Here is a 21,455-nt window from a genome sequence, read left to right on the forward strand (position 1 = left end):
ATGCAAATGATGTATGCTTTTGGCATGGGGCTTGTATTATTTTTAGCCGTATTTTTATTTATTCGGAAAGACGTTCAAGGCGGAACGTTAACGAAACGAGGATTTTATAAAATGATCGGCTGCTTAGTTGTTATGTTTATAGCGATTATCGTAATGATCGTTTTAATAAATCAGTCACTATAGAATTTAAAAATGGAGCCTTACTTTTGTAAGGTTTTTCTTTTTGAAAATAAAACTAAAAATTACCATAAAATCCATTTTCTATCTATATCTTGTATTATATAATCCAATGAAATGATAGATAAGGAGAATAGTATATGAATAAAAAAGCTATCTTCTTTTTATTAACATGTTTACTACTTATAGCTAGTATTACTTATATAATATGTAACAAACGAGAACAAGTGCCACCTATGTTAGTATGGGAGAACCAAGAATACTACGTTACGAATGAACCTGCCAAAGCAGAAGAAATCGGACAAAGACTTGGTGAAGTAACAAAGAAAATTGAAACGAGCAAACAGCCTACTAAAGATAGTGAATCCAACATATTACAAGAAAAAACAGAAGTATTTGAGATGATTTTAGAAGAAGAGGATGAAAGGCCACCTATACTCCTAAAAGAGCCTAAGAGTGAAGAATATAGAGTAGCGAGGCCGATGTTAAAGTAAGTACTATAATAATGAAGAAACACATTTTTAATAGAGAGTAGTGAGCGTTATGAGATGGAAAGCAGGAACTTTTGAAAAAATAGAAACGAATGACTCATCTATTAAGCAACTTATAAATACATTTAAGAAACAAAACTTAAATGGTGGGGCAGTAATAAGCTGTTTTAAAGTACATAACGAAGATTTTTTCAAAGAAGTACCTTATGAAATAGATAGATACGAGCACTTTTTCAAAAAAATCTTCAACTCTTTAGATATAATCAATAACTTAGAGGAATTAAAAATACATACATCAGAAAAATATAAGTTTCAATTTGAATATAATAGCGCGGTAATGCTTGATGGGAGTATTGCATTTCAAATTATAAGAGGCGGAGCATATAAATATTTTCCAGAGAGAATGGTAGTTGCGAAGCAATTAGCGAGCGATGTATGCCAATACATGTTCCAAGATCGTTATGAGGATATTATAGTGTTCGAAAGTCAAAGCCCTTGGACGGACTGGTTTTACGATGTTGCATGGGATAATACTTGGATGGTGTTAGATAGTAAGGAGCATAAAATGTGGTTAATTTGCGCTACGGATACGGATTGAAAGATAAAGAGCTTTGTAGAAATACTACAAGGCTCTTTATCTTTTGGGAAAGAATAGAAAACAAATCATATAAATGCTATACTAAAAAATGTTTGTAATGTCAGTTTCATACTATTGTATAATGCTGACTTACTAGAAAAGATAAGAGGAGAATGAACGTGAAAAAGATACAGAAATTATTGCTGTTAATGATGGTAGTAGGATTAACAGTAGGTGTTTTAGCAGGGTGTGCAAATCCGAAAGATACTACAGAAGAATTTTTAACAGCGATACAAAAAGGTGATGTAGAAAAGGCTCGTACATTTGTTGAGAGTGACAAGGAATTTAATAAACTAAATGAAAAAACAGATGATGCTGAGGCAAAAGCAATGCTGAGTGCAATTACGAAAAACTTTAAATTTGAAAAGCCAGAAGAAGTATCGAAAAAGGATGACAAAGCAGAAGTGAAAGTGAAAATTACATCTGTTGATCTATCCGTTGCCGTAACAAAAGCAGTGGGAGAAGTTATGCCAATGGCCTTTGCTAGTGCTTTTAGCGAAGACAAAGAACAATCTGAAAAAGCAATCGAAAAAACGATGACATCAGCAATCGTCAAACACTTATCAGATAAAGATGCAATCATGGCGACTCGCGAAGTTACATTGAACTTAAAGAAAAACAAAGATGGCGACTATAAAATCGCTGCAGATGATAACTTGAAAGAAGTATTGTTTGCTAATGCGAAGTCTTTGGAGAAGATGTTTGGTGGGAAGTGATTTACTTACATAAAAAAAGAGACACCATATCACGTAGTAGGTTGATATGGTGTCTCTTTTTTTATTACCCCGGAGAGGGTCGAACTCACGACCTCCACCCTGTCAAGGTGGCGCTCTCCCTGCTGAGCTACGGGATCTTCAAAAATGCTTATGTAACAGCATCTTTAATCTTTATGCTAAAGTAATTATATATAATTAACTGAAATTTTACAATATTTTATATTAATGTTTTGATGGGAAAATAGTTGGAATCAGGCTAGTAGTGTATTAAGGAATATATAAGAAGAGCATTTAATTGAAAGTGGATTTTGAATAAACCGGTTATATTATGATTTCCGATACCAATCCAAAGGACCTTTATCGCTTAAATCAACAAGAAAAGGGAATAAGAAGTGTAAAGGTAAGCTTATAAGTTCTGGCATAGCGTTCAATGTTTTCTTTGATAGATATTGTCTTCCGAAACAATACGGACAATCTTTTTCAAATGTCACGAGTATTGACCATACATCTTTTATTTTCCACTTCGTTTTACAATACGTACAACGCGCCATGGAGTTCCTCCTCATTTTAAGGTATTTTCTAATATATTCGATTTCATTGTACTAAAGTCAAGTGTGTTTGGTGTGATATAATGTAAGTTGGTTTGTTTTTTTATATGGATGTATTCCGTAATTTATGACTAAATGAATGTAGTGTGAGGGTTATATAATAAGAGATTTTCATTTTTAATATGCAAATTGGCCAATATATCCTTTTTACAATTTTCAAGAAATCATGTATAAAAGAAGTACAAGATATTTATAAATATTCAGGAGTAGAGGGAGAATAATTGTAATGGTAAGAAAAACGTTCAAGATGCGTGTGTCTAGAAATAGAACGATTTCGATTGATGGTTCGATTCTTGATGTGGATGTGACGCATGATGAGTTTTTGCAAGAGTTCGTTGAGTGGGTCGATTCTAAAGGGTGGTCATTTATGGGGATGACGGATGAGATTACGGCCGAGGAAGCTGGACAAAAGTTAATAGATTCGTTGATTGATGAGAAGGATAAGAAAGAGTAATTCCTTCTTATTTTTTATTGTATATTTATGTTATTTATCGTAAAAATATGATATAGTAAAAAACAGTGAATATTCTTCCAATTTAATACAAATTACATATAGATTGGTAGAGTCATTTTATAGAGTGTGAAAGTAAAGTGAAAAGGGAGAGTCATATGGTTAATTTTAAGAAAATTTCGGCTTTTATTATGGTTATTTGTTTATTTTTTTTGACACCTATGACGTTATATGCTGAGACGAATGTTGGAGTGAATCCGGAGCAAGTGGCACCACCACCAGCGGAAGGGCCGAATGTTTTTAGTCAGTTTGCAGCTACGATTGATGCGAAAACAGGGGATGTGTTGTATGACAAAAATGCACATCATCGTGCGTTTCCGGCTAGTATAACGAAAGTGTTAACGGCAATTTTACTTATGGAGCATACGAAGCCAGAGGATCAATTTACATTTTCGCAATTAGCATTAGATCAGGAGAAGAGTAATTATCAAATTGAGTTTCAACCTGGTGAGACGGTGAATAGAAATACTGCGCTTATGATTTTAATGGTGCTAAGTGCGAATGATGTGTCGTATGCGATTGCGGAGCGTATTGGAGGAAGTGTTGAAAATTTCGCTAATATGATGAATGAAAAGGCGAAGCAATTAGGGGCTAAAGATAGCCATTTTGTAACGCCAAATGGATTGCATGATCCAAATCATTATACGACGCCATATGATATGGCCATGATTACGAGAGGTGTGCAAAAGTATCCTGAAATTTTACAAGCGATGAATACGAAAAGAACGACGGTTATGACATCTACGCAAACAGTTTCTATTTTTAATAAGTCTACTTATTTTGAAAATCCATATAGCATTGGTGGTAAGACAGGATTTACGAATGAAGCGCGCAATACGCTCGTTTTATTAAATGAGAAAGATGGAAATCGTATTATAAATGTAGTAATGGCTTCTCAAAGACCTGAAATCTATGAGGATTTAAAGCAGATGGCGGAATATTCTTTTGGGCAATTTACGAAACAAACGGTGCTAGATAAACATAGTTGGCATCAAAAGACAACATATTTAAATAAAGATGTTGATTCTGAGTTAGAAAAAAGTGCTGAGCTTATGCTTAAGAAAGATGAAGGGAAAAATGTGAAAACTATTTTTCGAGCCGCTTCATTAGATAAAGACTCTTTGTATCATAAGGGAATCCATCGTGGTGAGATAGTTGGTGCAGTTGATATTACGAAGAATAATCAAACAATTGCGACGATAAATGTTCTTTCAAAAGAAGATGTTACTTTTGCGATGCCTAAAAAAGATACAGTTGCACCTGAAGTAAAGGTATCGAATGTGAAAGTGATAAGTGTTGGGATCGGTGCGATTGTATTATTTGGAGCGATTTTATATGTAGTGCTGCGCCGAAATAACCAAGGGATGAAATCAGAAGAAAAATAAATTGCTAGTAGACCGTGATGAGATTTTGTCACGGTCTTTTTTGCATGCATTTCAAAAGTGATTTAACTAATAATTGTAAATTTTCACCTTGCATTTCTTATTTGTTCGTTATATTATTTGTTTATGTTCTTGTTAAAGAACAATTAGGGCGTTATTAATTTCAAAATGATATAAAACAACAGAGAGGGAGAGAGATGATGAAATTCGTTTGGAAGATTATTAGCAACGTTATCTCATTTGTTTTATTTGCATTGATGGTTTTTTTAGCTTTTGTAGTTATTTCGTCAAAAGCGAGTGGCGGGGATCCGACTGTTATGGGATATCAATTTAAGAGCGTTCTTTCAGGGTCGATGGAACCAACATTTTTAACAGGATCCATCATTGCGATAGAGCCTACGAAAGATGGATCTAAATATAAAAAAGGTGACGTTATTACGTTTAAAGAGAAAGATAACAAAATTATCACTCACCGTATTATCGGTGTGAAAGATACAAATGGAAAAGTAATGTATGAAACAAAAGGTGATAACAACAACGGACCAGATTTAGCACCAGTACTTGCAGAGAATGTAATCGGAAAATATGCAGATATTACAGTTCCATACCTTGGTTATGGACTGAATTATGCGAGTTCAAAAGCGGGAGCAGCATTACTTCTTATTATTCCAGGAGTCTTTTTACTTGGTTATTCCGCGATTTCTATTTTTGGCGCTATTCGTAGCATCGACGGAGAAAAGAAAGATAAAAAAGTAGAACAATCCGTATAGTTAGTTTGGTTATATCTTCCTATTAGGAAGTTAACAAATATATATTATGGGGGATTTGGACATGACTTTAAAGAAAAAATTAGGAATGGGTATCGCATCAGCAGTACTAGGAGCAGCATTAGTTGGTGGAGGAACATTTGCATTCTTTAGCGACAAAGAAGTGTCAAACAATACATTTGCGGCTGGTACACTTGATTTAGCGGCAAACCCATCGACAGTTGTTGATGTATCGAATTTAAAGCCTGGCGATACAATTAAAAGAGATTTTAAACTAGAAAATAAAGGCTCTTTAGACATTAAAAAAGTTTTACTAAAAACAGATTACAAAGTAAGCGATGCGAAGGGCGACAATAAAGATGATTTTGGTAAACATATTAAAGTAACATTCTTAAAGAATGTAGATAAGCATGAAACAATTGTAAAAGAAACAACGCTAGATAAATTGAAGGGTGACACACTTACAGCGGTAGACAATGATTTATCTGCTTGGTTCTGGGATGAAAAAGGTATTTCTGCAGGTAAGTCAGATAAATTTACAGTGAAATTCGAGTTTGTTGATAATAAAAAAGACCAAAATGAATTCCAAGGCGATAAACTAAATTTAACTTGGACGTTTGATGCACAACAAACAGATGGTACAGAAAGATAATATAATGTAAAAGGGGCTATCACCTTGATAGCCCCTTTTACATTTAAATAGCGTGGATTGGAATGTATTTTCTAGGATATGGCTATCATTTTGTACAGGTCTTTATTATAATGAAAGTAACGTTCTGTATAAAGAACACATTGTTCGATGGGAGAGATTAAGATGCTGAAAACACCTCGCAAATTAAAAAGGATGCTTATATTGCCGTGTATGTGCTCTATTACGTTTTATTTAGGCTCTCAAATGATGACGTATACAGAAGCTTCATTTATTCACGAAACGAAAGTAGAAGCCACTCTTTCTACAGCGATTATATTTCCGAAAACAGTTGATACGTTAAAAGAGCAAGCTGAGCAACATAAACAGCTTATTGGACATGAGTATGGAGAAATGAAAGCGAAATTGAAAGTTACTTCTATTGAAGAAATAGAACAAGCAATTGTTGTATGGCAGCAAGGGCGTGAGAAAATTGCTTCTGAGAAGGAGTCTTTACAAAAAGTATATACTTTAATAGAAACGCCTTACAATCAAATACAAGAAGAATTGAAAGTGAATAAAAGTGAATCAATTCAGCAAGTATCCTTGTATGTGAACGAAGGTTTTCATAGCATTAAAGAGAAGCGTGATTATGTTGATAAAGAGGCTAGTTTGCAAGCCATTGATGAACAAATTCAGGCGTTACAACAACTATTAAAAGATGAAACAGTAAAGAAGCAGAATGAAACAGAAGCACAGAAGAAGCTAGAAGAGCAGAAAAAAGTAGAAGAACAGAAGAAGCTAGAAGAGCAGAAAAAAGTAGAAGAACAGAAGAAGCTAGAAGAACAAAAGAAAACAGAAGAGCAGAAGAAAGTAGAAGAACAGAAGAAAGCAGAAGAACAGAAGAAAGCAGAAGAACAGAAGAAAGTAGAAGAACAAAAGAAAGCAGAAGAACAGAAGAAAGCAGAAGAACAAAAGAAAGTAGAAGAACAGAAGAAAGCAGAAGAACAAAAGAAAGTAGAAGAACAGAAGAAAGCAGAAGAACAAAAAAAGCTAGAAGAGTAGAAAAAATATAAATAGAAAAACAGTCTGATCAAATGGATCATGAAACGGCTGGAAAATAATAATGTGGTGCAAGAGAATGCGAATACATTAGCTGTAAATAGTTATAAAAAATATTAATGTTTATATGAGTGTGAGGGAACGCCAGCCCTCACCTCTTTGTTTTACTTTCTTTTTCTTATAGTATTAAAAATGAATAATTGTTAAATTATTAAAGTATCTCTTTTTGATTTCTGAAAAGTCAAAATAATATTGAGAAATAAAAATAATCAAAAATATATTGTACTTATATAGATTTGTTCGTTATAATGAACTTAAGGTTTTTAAAAAAGAACAAATATTAGCTAAGCTAATATAGTTTTAGTTACACCTCTTATTTTGAAATAAGAGATAAAAATACAAAAAACAGCTAGGGGGAATTGATTGTGAGTCTGAAAAAGAAATTAGGTATGGGAGTTGCATCAGCAGCATTGGGGTTATCTTTAATTGGTGGAGGAACATTCGCTTACTTTAGCGATAAAGAAGTATCGAACAATACATTTGCAGCTGGGACGTTAGATCTTACATTAAACCCTAAAACGCTTGTAGATATTAAAGATTTAAAACCAGGGGATTCTGTTAAGAAAGAGTTCTTATTAAAGAACGACGGTACGTTAGCGATTAAAGACGTTAAATTAGCGACAAAGTATACTATTAAAGATGCAAAAGGTGATAATGCTGGTGAAGATTTTGGTAAGCACATTAAAGTGAAATTCCTTTGGAACTGGGATAAACAAAGTGAGCCTGTATATGAAACAACTTTAGCAGATTTACAAAATGTGGATCCAGATGTTTTAGCTAAAGACATCTTTGCTCCAGAGTGGGCAGAGAATGGTGGTCTAGCACCAAATTCAGAAGACTATCTATGGGTACAATTTGTATTCGAAGATGATGGTAAAGATCAAAACAAATTCCAAGGCGATTCATTGAACTTAGAATGGACATTCAATGCTAACCAAACAGATGGCGAAGAAAAATAATAAATAAAAAAAGCGGGGGATTCCCCGCTTTTTTTTATAAAGAAAAAAAGAAGTGCCCGTTTTAAGCACTCTTTCATATGTATTATTGTTGATTTTTCTTCCATTGTGTAAATTCGAGAAATTCACGAAACTGTTCTTTTGAGACACCAGAGCTCATCGCATCTTTAACGAGCTGTGTCCATTCGGAGTCTAGATGACTTTCCGTTGTTGTTTCATCGTGAAGTAAAGTATCAACTGGAATTTGTAGAACAGCTGCAATTTTTTCAAGAAACTGAATAGAAGGGTTTTTTTGTAAATTCCGTTCTATAGAACTAATGTAAGATTTAGCGACACCAGCTTTTTCGGCGAGTTCTGTTAATGAAATGCCTTTTTGTAAACGAAGGCGTTTTATACGTTCTCCTATCATATTTGCGCACCTTTCTATCAATATGTAGTCGTCTTATGATGTGATTATTATAACATAAACTTCGTTAAAAAGAACGAGGCTATTGAGCCTGGCTCGTATGCTTCATATGTTGAAAAAAGTGTTCAATATCTTGCAGGGCAATGCCAGCATCTAGAGCTTCAAGTATTAAATCAATCCATTCTTGATCTAGTGAGTCAGCCTTATCTTTGTACAAATGTAATTCCTCCCTAATTAGTGGTCATAATTGCTGCTACAGAATATATGATAATGCAATCGGATTTTGTATTTTATATAGTGAATTATCAAATATTTTGTAGATGAAACAAAGATAAAATCCCCATTAAATTCCCTCTATGGCGATTATAAAGTTTCTGACAAATATTTTCAATATTTTCTGAAAACATTGTTGAATTGTGATATATTCGTATACTAACTATGAAATTTTTACAAATATATTAAAAAAATTACATAATATAACTAAATATTGAAAATATATTGAATTTTTAATAATATAGAGTATGTAATACATATTTTATATTAGGGGAGGCAATAAGGGATGAAAAAGAAACCATTTAAAGTGTTATCATCAATTGCTTTGACAGCTGTTCTAGGCTTGTCGTTTGGTGCTGGAAGCCAGTCTGTATATGCTGAAACGCCGGAGAACAAGACAGCTACAAGCCCAGTTGATGATCACTTAATCCCAGAAGAGAGATTAGCAAATGCGCTAAAAAAACGTGGGGTAATTGATTCATCTGCTTCAGGGACAGAAACAAAGAAAGCTGTCGAAAAGTATGTAGAGAAAAAGAAGGGTGAAAATCCTGGGAAAGAAGCGGCAAGTGGGGACCAACTTACGAAAGATGCATCTGACTTTTTAAAGAAAGTGAAAGATGCAAAGGCAGATACGAAAGAAAAATCAGAGCAGCCAGCAAACGGGACTACAGCAGGAACAGGTCCAGTTAGAGGAGGCTTAAATGGGAAAGTACCAACTTCACCTGCTAAGCAAAAAGAGTATAACGGTGAAGTTCGTAAAGATAAAGTACTTGTTTTACTTGTAGAGTACGCTGATTTCAAGCATAACAATATTGATAAAGAGCCTGGCTACATGTATTCTAACGATTTTAACAAAGAACATTATGAAAAAATGTTATTCGGTAATGAGCCATTCGCGTTAGAGGATGGAAGCAAAATCGAAACGTTTAAACAATATTACGAAGAGCAATCAGGTGGTAGTTACACAGTGGACGGAACAGTCACAAAATGGTTAACAGTTCCAGGTAAAGCTGCTGATTACGGTGCAGATGCTGGTACAGGTCATGATAATAAAGGACCAAAAGGACCACGTGATCTAGTAAAAGATGCATTAAAAGCGGCTGTAGATAGCGGACTTGATTTATCAGAGTTTGATCAATTTGACCAATATGATGTAAATGAAGATGGAAATAAAAATCAACCTGATGGTTTAATCGATCATTTAATGATTATTCATGCGGGCGTTGGACAAGAAGCAGGCGGTGGTAAATTAGGTGATGATGCGATTTGGTCACATCGTTGGACAGTTGGATCAAAGCCATTCCCGATTGAAGGAACAAAGTCGAAAGTTCCGTATTGGGAAGGAAAGATGGCTGCGTATGATTACACAATTGAACCAGAAGATGGTGCAGTTGGTGTATTCGCACATGAATATGGCCATGATTTAGGTCTTCCAGATGAGTATGATACACAGTATAGCGGTGATGGTGAACCGGTTGAAGCTTGGTCTATTATGAGTGGCGGAAGCTGGGCTGGTAAAATCGCAGGAACAACGCCAACGAGTTTATCACCACAAAATAAAGAGTTTTTCCAAAAAACAATCGGTGGTAACTGGGCGAATATCGTAGAAGTAGATTACGAGAAATTAAATAAAGGTATCGGTCTTGCAACATACTTAGACCAAAGTGTTACGAAGTCAGATCGTCCAGGTCTGATTCGTGTTAACTTACCAGATAAAGATGTAAAAGGAATTCAGCCTGCATTTGGTAAACAGTATTACTACAGCACAAAAGGTGATGACCTTCATACAACGATGGAAACGCCACTATTCGATTTAACGAAAGCAACGACTGCAAAATTCGATTATAAGTCATTGTATGAAATCGAAGCAGAGTACGATTTCCTTGAAGTACACGCTGTAACAGAAGATGGACAAAAAACGTTGATTGAAAGAATTGGTGAGAAAGCAAATAGTGGAAATGCAGCTACGACAAATGGAAAATGGGTTGATAAATCATATGATTTAAGTCAGTTCAAAGGTAAGAAAGTGAAATTAACATTTGAGTACATTACGGATGGTGGTTTAGCGTTAAACGGATTTGCTCTTGATAATGCGTCATTAACAGTAGATGGTAAAGTTGCATTCTCTGATGATGCAGAAGGTACACCACAATTCAAATTGGACGGTTTCGTTGCATCTAACGGAATGGATAAGAAAAAGCATAACTACTATGTAGAGTGGAGAAACTATGCGGGTTCAGATAACGCATTGAAATTTGCTCGCGGTCCAGTATATAACACTGGTATGGTTGTATGGTATGCGGATTCAGCTTACACAGATAACTGGGTTGGCATACATCCAGGACATGGTTTCCTTGGTGTAGTTGACTCTCATCCAGAAGCAATTGCAGGAACTTTAAATGGCAAACCAACATTTACAAGCAGTACGCGATTCCAAATTGCTGATGCGGCGTTCTCATTCGACAAAACGCCAGCTTGGAAAGTTGTATCTCCAACGCGTGGAACATTCGTATACGATGGATTACCAGGGGTACCGAAGTTCGATGACTCTAAAAAGTATATTAATGAGCAGATTCCAGATGCAGGACGTATTTTACCGAAGCTTGGTCTGAAGTTTGAAGTAGTAGGACAAGCTGATGATAATTCTGCAGGTGCTGTTCGTTTATACCGTTAATACAGTAAAACTACCGGGAGATTTTCTTTCGGTAGTTTTTTGTGAGCAATGAATTTTATATAAAGGGAAAAGTTATATATAATGTAACTTTAAGAATAGAAATTTGTTACATATGAAGTCTATATAAATAATGAAAGAATTGGATAAAAATAGTGGGAGAAGGTGAGTGAATGAGTATTTCCTCTATTGTAAATAAACAAAAGGAATATTTTTATAAAGGGCATACGAGAAGTGTAGAGACAAGAAAGAATAATTTGCAGAAGCTGTATGAAGGAATTCAGCGTTTTGAAGGTGAGATTTTTCAAGCGTTGAAATTAGATTTGAATAAATCAGTTCACGAATCATTTACAACAGAAATTGGATATGTACTAAAAGAGATTTCTTTTCAAATGAAGCATATTTCATCTTGGAGTAAATCAAAGCGTGTTCGCACAGCTCTTACTCATTTTGGATCGAAGGGGAAAGTGGTGCCAGAACCGTATGGTGTGACGCTTATTATCGCACCGTGGAACTATCCGTTTCAATTAGCAATTGCACCACTCGTAGGAGCATTGGCAGCTGGCAATACAGTCGTTTTAAAGCCGTCAGAGTTAACGCCAAACGTTTCAAAAGTGCTTACGAGAATGTTAGGTGAATTATTCCCAGAAGAGCTTGTATCGGTAGTAGAAGGCGGTGCTCAGGAAAGCACTGCACTTTTAAAGGAACCGTTTGACTATATTTTCTTTACAGGTAGTGTTGGTGTTGGAAAAGTTGTGATGGAAGCAGCGGCGAAAAAATTAACGCCTCTTACGTTAGAGCTTGGCGGGAAAAGCCCATGTATTGTACATAAAGATGCAAAGCTAGATGTAACCGCAAGACGTATCGTTTGGGGGAAGTTTTTGAATGCTGGGCAGACGTGTGTAGCGCCTGATTATATGTACGTTCATTCTTCAGTGAAAGAGCAGTTAATCGAGGCATTAAGACATGAAATCGCAGAGCAATATGGAAAAGATGCTTTGCAAAATGACAATTATGTACGAATTGTGAGTGAGCGTCATTTTGAACGCTTATGTACATTTTTGCAAGATGGTAAACCTGTGATTGGCGGGAATTATACGAAAGAAACATTACACATCGAGCCGACAGTGTTAACGAATGTTACATGGCAAAGTGCTGTTATGGAAGATGAAATTTTTGGGCCGATTTTACCAATTATAGAATATGACAAAATAGAAGAGGTAATTGAAACGATTCAGCACCATCCAAAGCCGTTAGCACTATATGTATTTTCTGAAGATAGAAAAGTGCAAGAGAAAGTGACGAGTAATATTTCATATGGCGGAGGATGTATAAATGATGTCGTATATCATCTTGCAACGCCATATTTACCTTTTGGGGGCGTTGGAAGTAGTGGATTAGGCAGCTATCATGGTGAACAAAGTTTTCGGACTTTTTCCCATTATAAAAGCATTTTGTCCCAATCTACAGCATTCGACATGAAAATTCGTTACTCTTCTACAAAAAGTGCTTTAAAATTCATACGAAAGTTGTTAAAATGATGATGGTGTTTATCAGTAGGCGTAGCCGTATGATAAAAACCCCTTCGCAACTGAAGGGGTTTTTCTGTTCGACATATGTATCATGCGAAAATGAATCAAACATACTACATAAAGAATAGAAGAGAACGCTGCTAAACAACCATTTTTGTTTGGATCGAAACAAAAAATAGTCTATAGAACATAAATATTTATTCATGAATATAAAAATTAAAATTTAAGGTAGATAGGACGGGAAAATGAAAAAGATTATTAAAGTTGAAGCAGTAGAAAAACATTTTGGAAATCAAGTGATTATCCCCCCTCTTTCTTTAGATATTAAAGAAGGAGAATTTTTAACAATTTTAGGACCGAGTGGTTGCGGGAAAACGACTTTACTTCGTATGATCGCAGGATTTGAAACCCCAACTAAAGGGAATCTTTTATTAGATGATGAAAAGATTAACGATTTGCCGCCATACAAGCGTCATATGAATTTAGTGTTCCAACATTACGCACTATTCCCACATATGAATGTTGAAAAAAATATTTGTTTCGGTATGAAAATGCAAAAAGTATCAGCAGCAGAACAGAAAGAACGTGCGGAAGAGGCAATGCGTTTAACGCAGTTACTTGAGTTCCGTAATCGTAAACCTTCGAAGCTTTCTGGTGGACAGCAGCAGCGTGTAGCAATTGCAAGAGCAATTGTAAACAACCCACGTGTATTACTATTAGATGAGCCACTTGGAGCGCTTGACTTTAAGTTAAGAAAAGATTTGCAACGTGAATTGAAAAACTTACAACGTAATTTAGGAATTACATTCATATATGTAACGCACGATCAAGAAGAAGCGATGAGTATGAGTGATCGTATTGTCGTTATGAATAAAGGGCATATCGAACAAGTCGGCACGCCTAAAGAAATTTACAATAAGCCGAAAACATTGTTTGTTGCGACGTTCATCGGTGAAAATAATATCGTGAAAAATGGGGAAAACTACGTAGCAGTTCGCCCTGAACATGTAAAAGTTCGCTCGGTTGAAGAGCCAATTTTAAAAGAATACCATCTTGGACATATTGAAGATATTGAATTTGTTGGAAATATGGAAAAGCTATATGTACGTGAGGAGAAAACAGCGGAATTACTAATGGCATACCAAACTGCTGAAGAAGCAACGCAGTGGAGCATTGGAGATAATGTATATGTAGGCTGGGAGCAAGAGGACGAGGTGACCTTAAATTGAAGAAAGGGAAATTACTCGCATTACCTACAGTCGTATGGCTGTTACTCTTCTTCCTAATTCCACTTCTGTTCGTATTAGCATTTGCCTTCATGCAGCGCGGAGCATACGGGACAGTGGAAATGAAATTTACATTAGATAACATAGCACGTGTGTTTGATCCATTATATATGGGGACATTATGGGAAACAGTGAAGATAGCTGTTATTACGACAGTACTATGTTTATTAATCGGTTATCCATTCGCCTATACAATTACAATTGTTGATCGTAAATATCGTTCTATCCTTCTATTATTGGCAACGATTCCGTTCTGGATTAACTTTCTTGTTCGTTCATACGCATGGATTGTTATTTTACGTTCACAAGGACTTGTAAACACATTGCTATTGAAACTAGGTATTATTAGTGAACCTTTAAATCTGTTATACAATACACCTTCTGTAATACTCGGAATGGTATATTCTTTATTACCATTTATGATTTTACCAGTGTATGCAGCAATTGAGCAGCTTGATAAGCGTAAGCTAGAGGCAGCTTATGATTTAGGAGCAACACCAGTAAAGGCATTTTGGAATGTAACAGTACCGATGACGATGTCAGGGATTACTACGGGTTCTATTTTAGTATTCGTTTCGTCTATCGGAATGTTTGTTGTATCAGACGTTATGGGTGGATCGAAAGTAGCATTAATCGGAAACGTAATTCAAAACCAATTCTTAGGTTCACGTGACTGGCCGTTTGGTTCCGCGTTATCTATGATTGTTGTTCTATTCTCTGTTCTGTTAATTTACTTATATTATCGTGCAACGAAAGTATATAAATATGATGGAAACGGAGGGGAATAGGCAAAAATGAAGAAGTTTTTAGTTTCTTATTCTTGGTTAATCTTATTGTTTTTGTATTTTCCAATGATGGTTTTAATGGTATATTCCTTCAATGATTCTCGCATTAATGCGGAATGGGAGGGCTTTACACTCCATTGGTATACAGATTTATTTCAAAAACAAGATGTTATTGATGCGTTTGTAAATAGTATTACGATTGCTCTTATAACGACAATTGTGACGACAGTTCTTGGTGTGATTTTTGCTATTGCAATACACCGTTACAAATATCGTTTTGAAGGGGCCATTAACGGTCTTGTATATTTACCAATTTTAATTCCTGATATTTTAATGGGATTATCTTTACTTATCCTATTTAGTCAATTAGGTATAGAACTTGGAAAAACAACAATTATTATTGCACACATTACATTCAGTATTTCATTTGTTGTTGTTATTTTAGCGGCACGTCTTTCTGGTATGGGACGTGATTTAGAAGAGGCTGCAAACGATTTAGGAGCAACGCCGTGGCAAACGTTTCGTTATGTAACGTTTCCAGCAATTGCACCAGGAGTTATTTCAGCCGCATTATTAACATTCACATTATCGATTGATGATTTTGTAATTAGTTTCTTCGTATCAGGACCAGGATCAACAACATTGCCATTATACATTTATAGTATGGTTAAGCGCGGAGTATCACCTGAAATTAATGCTCTTTCTACAATATTAATTGTTGTAATTGTAGGATTAATGGTGCTATCGGAAATCTTCCGTAATAAAGGTGCAGACGGTGAAGAAAACTCTGGAGGACACCTTCCTTTATAATACGAATGATATAGAAAGAACGAGGAGGTAATAAACCGATGAAATTAGTGAAGAGATTAGCTGGTATAGCAATTAGCTTCAGTCTTGCTGCAGGTGTACTTGCTGGTTGTGGTGAGAAAAAAGAAGAATTAAACATTTATAGCTGGGCTGACAATTTTGATGAGCAAGTTTTAAAAGATTTTGAAAAGAAATATAACGTGAAAATTAACTATGATAAATATGCAAGTAATGAAGAAATGCTTGCGAAATTACAAGCTGGTGGCGCGACATATGATTTAATTCAGCCATCTGATTACATGGTGAAAACGATGGCGAAGATGGACTTATTAGCGCCTTTAGATAAGAAGAACATCCCGAATATCGAGAACCTTGTTTCTAACTTTAAAACACCTGCGTTTGATCCAGAGAATAAGTATTCTCTAGTATATACTTGGGGTGTAACAGGCATTGCATACAATAAAAAGTATGTGAAAGAAGCACCTACAAGCTGGAATGATTTATGGAACGATAAATATAAAGGACATGTTACTTTATTAAATGATTCTCGTGAAGTATTAGGAATGGGACTTAAGAAAAATGGTTTCTCTAATAGTACAAAAGAGGATGCACAGTTAAAGACAGCGTCTAATGATTTACAGAAGCTACTTCCAAACTTATTAGCATTTGATACAGATAATATTAAACAAAAATTCATTACAGAAGATGCGTGGATCGGGACTGTATGGTCTGGAGACGCAGCATTTATCGCGAAAGATAACAAAGATGTAGGATACGTTGTACCAAAAGAAGGCGGCACAATTTGGGCTGACACGTTAGCGATTCCAAAAGGTGCGAAACATAAAGAACTTGCAGAGAAGTTTATGAATTACTTATTAGATGAAAAAGTAAGTGTGAAAAACTATGAGTCAATTGGTTACAGTAATCCAAATGAAAAAGCTCGTCCTCTTCATAGTAAAGAATATCGTGAAAACCACATGATTTTCTTAACGAAAGAAGAATTAGATCGTACAGAATGGCTTGTTGATGTAGACGATAAGTTAAAAGATTACGATCGTTACTGGACAGAGCTGAAAACAAAAGGTAAATAAGTAAGAAAATGCGGTTTCTAAAGTAGAAATCGCATTTTTTCATAAGTAGGAGGAAATCGTTTGAAGAAAAAGTTACATCGATATGAGTTCATGTGTATGATTTTATTACTTGCTTTATTCGGCATTATCGCTTGGAGAGTACAAGCAAGCGGAGTTACAGCAGTGGATACATATGCCCGAGAGATGGTAAAAGGATTACAAACAGAAAGCTCAATTACATTCTTCACATATTTTACAAAGTTAGGATCTGCAATTGGAGTTATAACGACACTAATTATAAGTTTGCTCGTTTTTTGGAAAAAACGTTATTATGCTGCTATGATCGTGTATCCAATGGCTATATTAACGACACATCTTGTTAATAAAGGGATAAAAGAAATTGTAAAAAGAGACCGTCCATCATTAAACGAGGCACTTGATGCACTTGGATATAGCTTCCCGAGTGGACATGCAATGCTATCTATTATGACATTTGGTTTTCTTGCCTATATCATTGCTGCGAATTTGAAGAGTGTAGCTGGAAAATGTGGTATTACGATTTCAATGGGCATATTAATTATATTGATTGGATTAAGTAGAGTCATTTTAAATGTTCATTATCCAACCGATATTTTAGCAGGTTACTGCGCAAGTGGTATTTTGTTAATTATAGCAATTTATTGTCATCGTTTACTTACCGAGAGATTGGGACTTAATAACGAGAGATAGAAAAACGTCTAGAAAAACTAGTATTATAGTTTTTCTAGACGTTTTTTGTTTACGGGGAGATGTGATACAGTATAAATGACAAGTGAATTATATAAAGTAGGTGAAAATGTGTGAAGACAAATGTACATAAAATTGATAAGTGGGGGAAGTTAGGAACTTTTTTGTATCAATTTCGTTATACAGTAATTGTAGCATTACTACTACTTGCGATAGTGCTCGGTATTTTTGCTCCAAAACTTCCAGGAGTATTGGGCGGTGATGGTTTCCAAACAGAAGGGGATTATCAAAAGACGAAGGAAATTTTAGATAAAGATTTTAAGCAGTCTCAGGATACACTTTTACTCATTTTTGAGAAGAACAAGAATGCTTCACATGAGGAGTTTCAAAAAGGTATAGAGGGAATTATAAAACATATTCAAGAGAAAGAAACGTATGAGTCTTTCCATCATCCGATAGAAAATAAAGTGATGCTACAAGATGATATCGGTTATGCGACGATTTTATTTTCCGGGAAAACAAATAAAGAACGAATGGAAAAGACATTACAATTTGCCGGAAAAATCGAGAAGGAAAGTAATAGCGTATTAAAAGTAACACCGACAGGATATCCGAAAATTAATCAAGAGATTAATGAAAGAACGCAAAATGATTTAAAAGTAGCAGAGATGATTGGATTACCTATCGCTTTTCTCGTACTATTATTCTCATTTGGTAGTCTGATTGCTTCTATTTTACCGATTGTAAATGGTGCGCTTAGTGTAATTAGTACGATGGGGATTTTATATTTTATAGGTAGTGATAAAGAGCTATCTATTTTCGTGTTAAATGTTGCGCCGATGATTGGGCTCGCATTATCAATTGATTTTGCACTGTTATTTGTAAATCGTTTTCGAGAGGAAGTTGCGAGGAGAACAGTGAAAGAAGCGATAGCGATTACGTATCAAACGGCAGGGCGTGCTATCGTATTTTCAGGGTTATGTGTATTCGTCGGTTTATCAGGCTTATTTTTCTTTAAGATAGATTATATTCAGTCTGTTGCTATTAGCGGGATGATTGTCGTTATTATGAGCATTTTGTTTTCGCTCACACTTCTTCCAGCGTTATTATCTTTAATTGGTAAAAGGATATTAAAAAAGAATCAGGCGGCGCCTACCCCATCAAATGTATGGCGTAAATTTGCACAGTTTGTAATGAAACATCCAATCGTCATGATTATTGTTGTTACAACATTTATTGTTATTTGTTTATTACCGCTACGTACAGCTAACTTGCAGTTTCCTGGTGTTGAAGCGTTACCTGAAAAGAGTGATACGAGAGTTGCATTTGAGAAGTATGAAGAAGCCTTTAATAAAACTGTCCAAACACACGCTGATGTTACATTAGTAGTAGAGACGAAGAAAAACATAACAGAAAAAGAAAGTTTACAAAAGATAGAAGCTGTTGTTCAAAAGTTAAAAGATGATAAGCAAGTATATAAGGTGAAAAGTGTATATGACGGGCTAAATGGAATGAAGGCAGATCAAGTTGCTGGAATATTGCAGTCGCCAGAAGCTGCGAAAATAGCTCCTGTATTTGAAGCGTATACGAAAGGAAATAAAACAACAATGGAAGTCTTTTTGGATACGAAGCCAAGTACAGAAACTGCAAAACAATGGGTTCGTGATTTCAAAAAGAATTATAAAGAAAATGATGTTACTTATTATTTGGGCGGTATGACAACGTTCCAGCAAGAGTTAGAAGATGAAATTAAAGATAAAGTTGCAATTGGTATGTCTGTTATATTTGGATCAACCTTTGTCATTTTATTATTCGCATTCCGCTCTATACTCATTCCAATTAAAGCTATTATTATGAACGTACTTAGTTTAAGTGCAACAATTGGAATTGTTATTTGGTTATTTGAAGGTGGCCATTTCGGATTAGAAGAGAGTTCAGTTTTATTTGTATTACCAATCTTTATTTTCGGCCTCGTATTTGGGCTTAGCATGGATTATGAAGTATTTCTTATTTCACGTATTCATGAGCTCTATGAAGAAACAGGAGATAACGATCAAGCAACGTTAGAAGGACTTGTATCGACAAGTAGAATCATTACGTCAGCTGCTTTAATTATGATTGTTGTTACCGGTGCGTTCGCCTTTACTGATATTTTACCAGTAAAGCAGATGGGGCTTGGGGTTGCATTAGCAATATTTCTTGATGCAACAATTATCCGTCTTATGCTCGTACCAAGTTTAATGAAATTGTTTGGGGATTGGAACTGGTGGCTACCATTTCGAAAGAAAAGAGAAAAATCATCATAAAAAAACTCATCTATAAGATGAGTTTTTTTTATGAATAGCAGGGCCTATATTTTGCGCATAGTATGTGATAAGAAGATTACATACAAGTAGGTGAAGGCAATGTTTCGTTATTTTAAGTTTAAGCTAAATGATACAGTACAGTTTGCTGAAAACGATGGGCATATGTATCGCATTGTCGGTTATCGGTTAGAAAAAGGGTTTTACCCAAAAGATGAATGGACTCATATTATTTATGAACTACTTAGAGAATTTGACGGGTATACGATGGATGCGGAAGAAGAGGAAATTGTAAAAGTTATTCAAGTAGAGGATGAGTATTATAAAATACAAGAAGTATCGGGGTATCGTTATCCAGTAAAAATGAAGCAAAAGCAGCAAGTTATGAAAGGAGAGAAAATAGACGACTTATTAGATACGTACAACGACTATAAACGATTGGCGGATTTCTTTAAAGATTTGTTGTATGAACAAAAAGCTGAAGAAGTGTTGCAGGAGATGAAAAGGCTTAGAGCGTGAGGGGACAGTCGATTATAAGACTGTCCTCTATTTTTGACGGTGCATCAAAGTATGTTTTCCGTTACAATGAGAGAATCAATAGAAATAAGGTGATTATAGTATGGAAACAAAGAAAAAGGGCGAATGGTGCGAAATTACGGTTCCAGCGACGTGGAATGGTATAAGTATTGAGTCGTTGTTAAAAATGGAATGGGAAGTACCAAAAAAGTTATTACATCAACTTCGTATGGAAAAAGGTGTTACGGTTAACGGAGAACAAAGGAGATGGAATGAACTTTTAAAAGAAGGAGATAAGTTACAAGTTCATATGTTTATGGAGGAGGAGTACGGCGTAGAGCCGGAATATGGTGAATTAAATGTAGTGTTTGAAGACGATCACGTACTCATTGTAAATAAGCAGGGGCAAATGGATACACATCCTTCTGAAAAAAATGGGACGGGAACACTTGCCAATCTTGTTGCTTTTCATTTTCAAATGCAAGGTTTAGAGACGAAGGTTCGGCATATCCATAGATTAGATAAAGATACGACAGGTGGTGTTGTATTCGCAAAACATAGAATTGCGGGTGCAATTATGGATCGTTTATTAATGGAACGGAAAATCAAAAGAACGTATATGGCACTTGTTGAAGGAAAAGTAAAAAAGAAGCAGGGGACAATTGATGCAGCTATCGGAAGAGATCGACATCATGCTACAAGGCGTCGTGTTTCTCCAAAGGGAGACCAAGCTATAACGTATTATAAAGTAGAGAAATATTTTAAAAAACAAAATGCGACGCTCGTAACGTTACAGTTAGAAACCGGTAGAACGCATCAAATTCGCGTTCATATGAGCTATAATGGAAATCCATTAGTTGGGGATGTATTATATGGTGGGCAAACAACATATATGTCCGGGCAAGCGTTACATGCGATGAAGATTAATTTTTTGCATCCGATTACGAAAGAAGAGATCGTTGTTGACGTACCTTTCCCTACAAATTTAAACGATACAATGAAAAAATTTGAAAGAGAAAATGGGTAAAGTGTAAATTTAAAGTTGAAAAAGGTAGATTTTTGCAGGGATTTCTCTAAAAGAGGCG

Annotated in this window: 23 protein-coding genes and 1 tRNA gene; 20 read left to right on the plus strand and 4 right to left on the minus strand. The window is 35.3% G+C overall.

Annotation, left to right across the window (positions count from 1 at the left end):
- The 4 genes from ABH959_RS21400 (at position 1) to ABH959_RS21415 (ending at position 2,021) form a co-directional block, all read left to right on the plus strand.
- Entirely contained in the window at positions 1-183 is a 183-nt protein-coding gene (locus ABH959_RS21400; RefSeq protein WP_002086895.1) for a DUF3976 domain-containing protein, read from the plus strand.
- 134 nt (positions 184-317) lie between these two features.
- Positions 318-671, plus strand: a complete 354-nt coding sequence (locus tag ABH959_RS21405) for a hypothetical protein (protein WP_404493142.1) — start codon at positions 318-320, stop codon at positions 669-671.
- A gap of 49 nt (positions 672-720) precedes the next feature.
- Positions 721-1,266 (plus strand): hypothetical protein, encoded by a 546-nt coding sequence (locus ABH959_RS21410; protein WP_404493143.1) that lies wholly within the window; start codon positions 721-723, stop codon positions 1,264-1,266.
- A gap of 158 nt (positions 1,267-1,424) precedes the next feature.
- Entirely contained in the window at positions 1,425-2,021 is a 597-nt protein-coding gene (locus ABH959_RS21415; protein WP_113937737.1) for a hypothetical protein, read from the plus strand.
- A gap of 64 nt (positions 2,022-2,085) precedes the next feature.
- On the opposite strand, the gene ABH959_RS21420 is transcribed toward ABH959_RS21415, so the two are convergent.
- Both ABH959_RS21420 and ABH959_RS21425 read right to left on the minus strand, forming a co-directional pair.
- A tRNA-Val gene (locus ABH959_RS21420) sits at positions 2,086-2,157 on the minus strand.
- 190 nt (positions 2,158-2,347) lie between these two features.
- Positions 2,348-2,572, minus strand: coding sequence for a hypothetical protein (locus ABH959_RS21425; protein WP_113937739.1), 225 nt, complete (start codon positions 2,570-2,572; stop codon positions 2,348-2,350).
- Positions 2,573-2,855: 283 nt separating this feature from the next.
- On the opposite strand from ABH959_RS21425, the gene ABH959_RS21430 reads away from it, so the two are divergent.
- From ABH959_RS21430 to calY, 6 genes are all read left to right on the plus strand, one after another.
- Positions 2,856-3,083: a hypothetical protein gene (locus ABH959_RS21430; RefSeq protein ID WP_002064332.1), complete on the plus strand. Its 228-nt coding sequence runs from the start codon at positions 2,856-2,858 to the stop codon at positions 3,081-3,083.
- A 155-nt stretch (positions 3,084-3,238) separates the two neighbouring features.
- Positions 3,239-4,525: a D-alanyl-D-alanine carboxypeptidase family protein gene (locus ABH959_RS21435; RefSeq protein WP_113937740.1), complete on the plus strand. Its 1,287-nt coding sequence runs from the start codon at positions 3,239-3,241 to the stop codon at positions 4,523-4,525.
- Between the two features lie 197 nt (positions 4,526-4,722).
- Complete coding sequence (gene sipW / locus ABH959_RS21440) at positions 4,723-5,292, plus strand: signal peptidase I SipW (RefSeq protein ID WP_113937741.1); 570 nt, start codon at positions 4,723-4,725, stop codon at positions 5,290-5,292.
- Positions 5,293-5,353: 61 nt separating this feature from the next.
- The gene (locus ABH959_RS21445) at positions 5,354-5,941 is read left to right on the plus strand and encodes a CalY family protein (RefSeq protein ID WP_002064335.1); all 588 of its coding nucleotides are present in this window, start codon (positions 5,354-5,356) and stop codon (positions 5,939-5,941) included.
- 162 nt (positions 5,942-6,103) lie between these two features.
- Entirely contained in the window at positions 6,104-6,982 is an 879-nt protein-coding gene (locus ABH959_RS21450; RefSeq protein ID WP_404493145.1) for a DUF4047 domain-containing protein, read from the plus strand.
- 422 nt (positions 6,983-7,404) lie between these two features.
- On the plus strand, positions 7,405-7,998 hold the full coding sequence (gene calY / locus ABH959_RS21455; RefSeq protein ID WP_002135058.1) for a biofilm matrix protein CalY: 594 nt from the start codon (positions 7,405-7,407) through the stop codon (positions 7,996-7,998).
- A gap of 82 nt (positions 7,999-8,080) precedes the next feature.
- On the opposite strand, the gene ABH959_RS21460 is transcribed toward calY, so the two are convergent.
- Positions 8,081-8,404, minus strand: a complete 324-nt coding sequence (locus ABH959_RS21460) for a helix-turn-helix domain-containing protein (protein WP_002011473.1) — start codon at positions 8,402-8,404, stop codon at positions 8,081-8,083.
- A gap of 79 nt (positions 8,405-8,483) precedes the next feature.
- Positions 8,484-8,618, minus strand: coding sequence for an anti-repressor SinI family protein (locus ABH959_RS21465; RefSeq protein WP_113937743.1), 135 nt, complete (start codon positions 8,616-8,618; stop codon positions 8,484-8,486).
- A gap of 342 nt (positions 8,619-8,960) precedes the next feature.
- Here ABH959_RS21465 and inhA1 point away from each other — a divergent pair, with 342 nt between their 5' ends.
- The 10 genes from inhA1 to ABH959_RS21515 all read left to right on the plus strand — a co-directional run bounded on the left by inhA1 (position 8,961) and on the right by ABH959_RS21515 (position 21,397).
- Positions 8,961-11,348 (plus strand): M6 family metalloprotease immune inhibitor InhA1, encoded by a 2,388-nt coding sequence (gene inhA1, locus ABH959_RS21470; protein WP_113937744.1) that lies wholly within the window; start codon positions 8,961-8,963, stop codon positions 11,346-11,348.
- Positions 11,349-11,518: 170 nt separating this feature from the next.
- Positions 11,519-12,886, plus strand: a complete 1,368-nt coding sequence (locus ABH959_RS21475; RefSeq protein ID WP_088038168.1) for an aldehyde dehydrogenase — start codon at positions 11,519-11,521, stop codon at positions 12,884-12,886.
- A gap of 236 nt (positions 12,887-13,122) precedes the next feature.
- Positions 13,123-14,106 (plus strand): spermidine/putrescine ABC transporter ATP-binding protein PotA, encoded by a 984-nt coding sequence (gene potA, locus ABH959_RS21480; protein ID WP_113937745.1) that lies wholly within the window; start codon positions 13,123-13,125, stop codon positions 14,104-14,106.
- A complete protein-coding gene (gene potB / locus ABH959_RS21485; RefSeq protein WP_002126118.1) occupies positions 14,103-14,951 on the plus strand; it encodes a spermidine/putrescine ABC transporter permease PotB in 849 nt (282 codons plus the stop codon). Before potA ends, potB begins: the two co-directional genes overlap by 4 nt.
- A gap of 6 nt (positions 14,952-14,957) precedes the next feature.
- Positions 14,958-15,758, plus strand: coding sequence for a spermidine/putrescine ABC transporter permease PotC (potC, locus tag ABH959_RS21490; protein ID WP_002135065.1), 801 nt, complete (start codon positions 14,958-14,960; stop codon positions 15,756-15,758).
- A gap of 38 nt (positions 15,759-15,796) precedes the next feature.
- On the plus strand, positions 15,797-16,846 hold the full coding sequence (gene potD, locus ABH959_RS21495) for a spermidine/putrescine ABC transporter substrate-binding protein PotD (protein WP_016093032.1): 1,050 nt from the start codon (positions 15,797-15,799) through the stop codon (positions 16,844-16,846).
- 60 nt (positions 16,847-16,906) lie between these two features.
- Entirely contained in the window at positions 16,907-17,554 is a 648-nt protein-coding gene (locus ABH959_RS21500) for a phosphatase PAP2 family protein (protein WP_404457265.1), read from the plus strand.
- 110 nt (positions 17,555-17,664) lie between these two features.
- Complete coding sequence (locus ABH959_RS21505) at positions 17,665-19,857, plus strand: MMPL family transporter (RefSeq protein WP_242309965.1); 2,193 nt, start codon at positions 17,665-17,667, stop codon at positions 19,855-19,857.
- A gap of 99 nt (positions 19,858-19,956) precedes the next feature.
- On the plus strand, positions 19,957-20,373 hold the full coding sequence (locus ABH959_RS21510) for a hypothetical protein (RefSeq protein ID WP_002011605.1): 417 nt from the start codon (positions 19,957-19,959) through the stop codon (positions 20,371-20,373).
- A 100-nt stretch (positions 20,374-20,473) separates the two neighbouring features.
- Entirely contained in the window at positions 20,474-21,397 is a 924-nt protein-coding gene (locus tag ABH959_RS21515) for an RluA family pseudouridine synthase (RefSeq protein WP_201038524.1), read from the plus strand.
- Positions 21,398-21,455 lie beyond the last annotated feature (58 nt).

The organism is Bacillus sp. RC51, from assembly GCF_044908115.1.
Classification (GTDB): domain Bacteria; phylum Bacillota; class Bacilli; order Bacillales; family Bacillaceae_G; genus Bacillus_A; species Bacillus_A mycoides.

Bases quoted from the DNA above. Each gene is read 5' to 3' on its own strand.
- ABH959_RS21510 (WP_002011605.1), top strand. From the start codon at position 19,957: ATGTTTCGTTATTTTAAGTTTAAGCTAAATGATACAGTACAGTTTGCT.
- ABH959_RS21435 (WP_113937740.1), top strand. From the start codon at position 3,239: ATGGTTAATTTTAAGAAAATTTCGGCTTTTATTATGGTTATTTGTTTA.
- ABH959_RS21450 (WP_404493145.1), top strand. From the start codon at position 6,104: ATGCTGAAAACACCTCGCAAATTAAAAAGGATGCTTATATTGCCGTGT.
- ABH959_RS21460 (WP_002011473.1), bottom strand. From the start codon at position 8,404: ATGATAGGAGAACGTATAAAACGCCTTCGTTTACAAAAAGGCATTTCA.
- potA (WP_113937745.1), top strand. From the start codon at position 13,123: ATGAAAAAGATTATTAAAGTTGAAGCAGTAGAAAAACATTTTGGAAAT.
- ABH959_RS21425 (WP_113937739.1), bottom strand. From the start codon at position 2,572: ATGGCGCGTTGTACGTATTGTAAAACGAAGTGGAAAATAAAAGATGTA.
- ABH959_RS21445 (WP_002064335.1), top strand. From the start codon at position 5,354: ATGACTTTAAAGAAAAAATTAGGAATGGGTATCGCATCAGCAGTACTA.
- ABH959_RS21400 (WP_002086895.1), top strand. From the start codon at position 1: ATGCAAATGATGTATGCTTTTGGCATGGGGCTTGTATTATTTTTAGCC.
- ABH959_RS21410 (WP_404493143.1), top strand. From the start codon at position 721: ATGAGATGGAAAGCAGGAACTTTTGAAAAAATAGAAACGAATGACTCA.
- ABH959_RS21475 (WP_088038168.1), top strand. From the start codon at position 11,519: ATGAGTATTTCCTCTATTGTAAATAAACAAAAGGAATATTTTTATAAA.
- ABH959_RS21515 (WP_201038524.1), top strand. From the start codon at position 20,474: ATGGAAACAAAGAAAAAGGGCGAATGGTGCGAAATTACGGTTCCAGCG.
- sipW (WP_113937741.1), top strand. From the start codon at position 4,723: ATGAAATTCGTTTGGAAGATTATTAGCAACGTTATCTCATTTGTTTTA.
- ABH959_RS21430 (WP_002064332.1), top strand. From the start codon at position 2,856: ATGGTAAGAAAAACGTTCAAGATGCGTGTGTCTAGAAATAGAACGATT.
- potD (WP_016093032.1), top strand. From the start codon at position 15,797: ATGAAATTAGTGAAGAGATTAGCTGGTATAGCAATTAGCTTCAGTCTT.
- ABH959_RS21405 (WP_404493142.1), top strand. From the start codon at position 318: ATGAATAAAAAAGCTATCTTCTTTTTATTAACATGTTTACTACTTATA.
- inhA1 (WP_113937744.1), top strand. From the start codon at position 8,961: ATGAAAAAGAAACCATTTAAAGTGTTATCATCAATTGCTTTGACAGCT.
- potC (WP_002135065.1), top strand. From the start codon at position 14,958: ATGAAGAAGTTTTTAGTTTCTTATTCTTGGTTAATCTTATTGTTTTTG.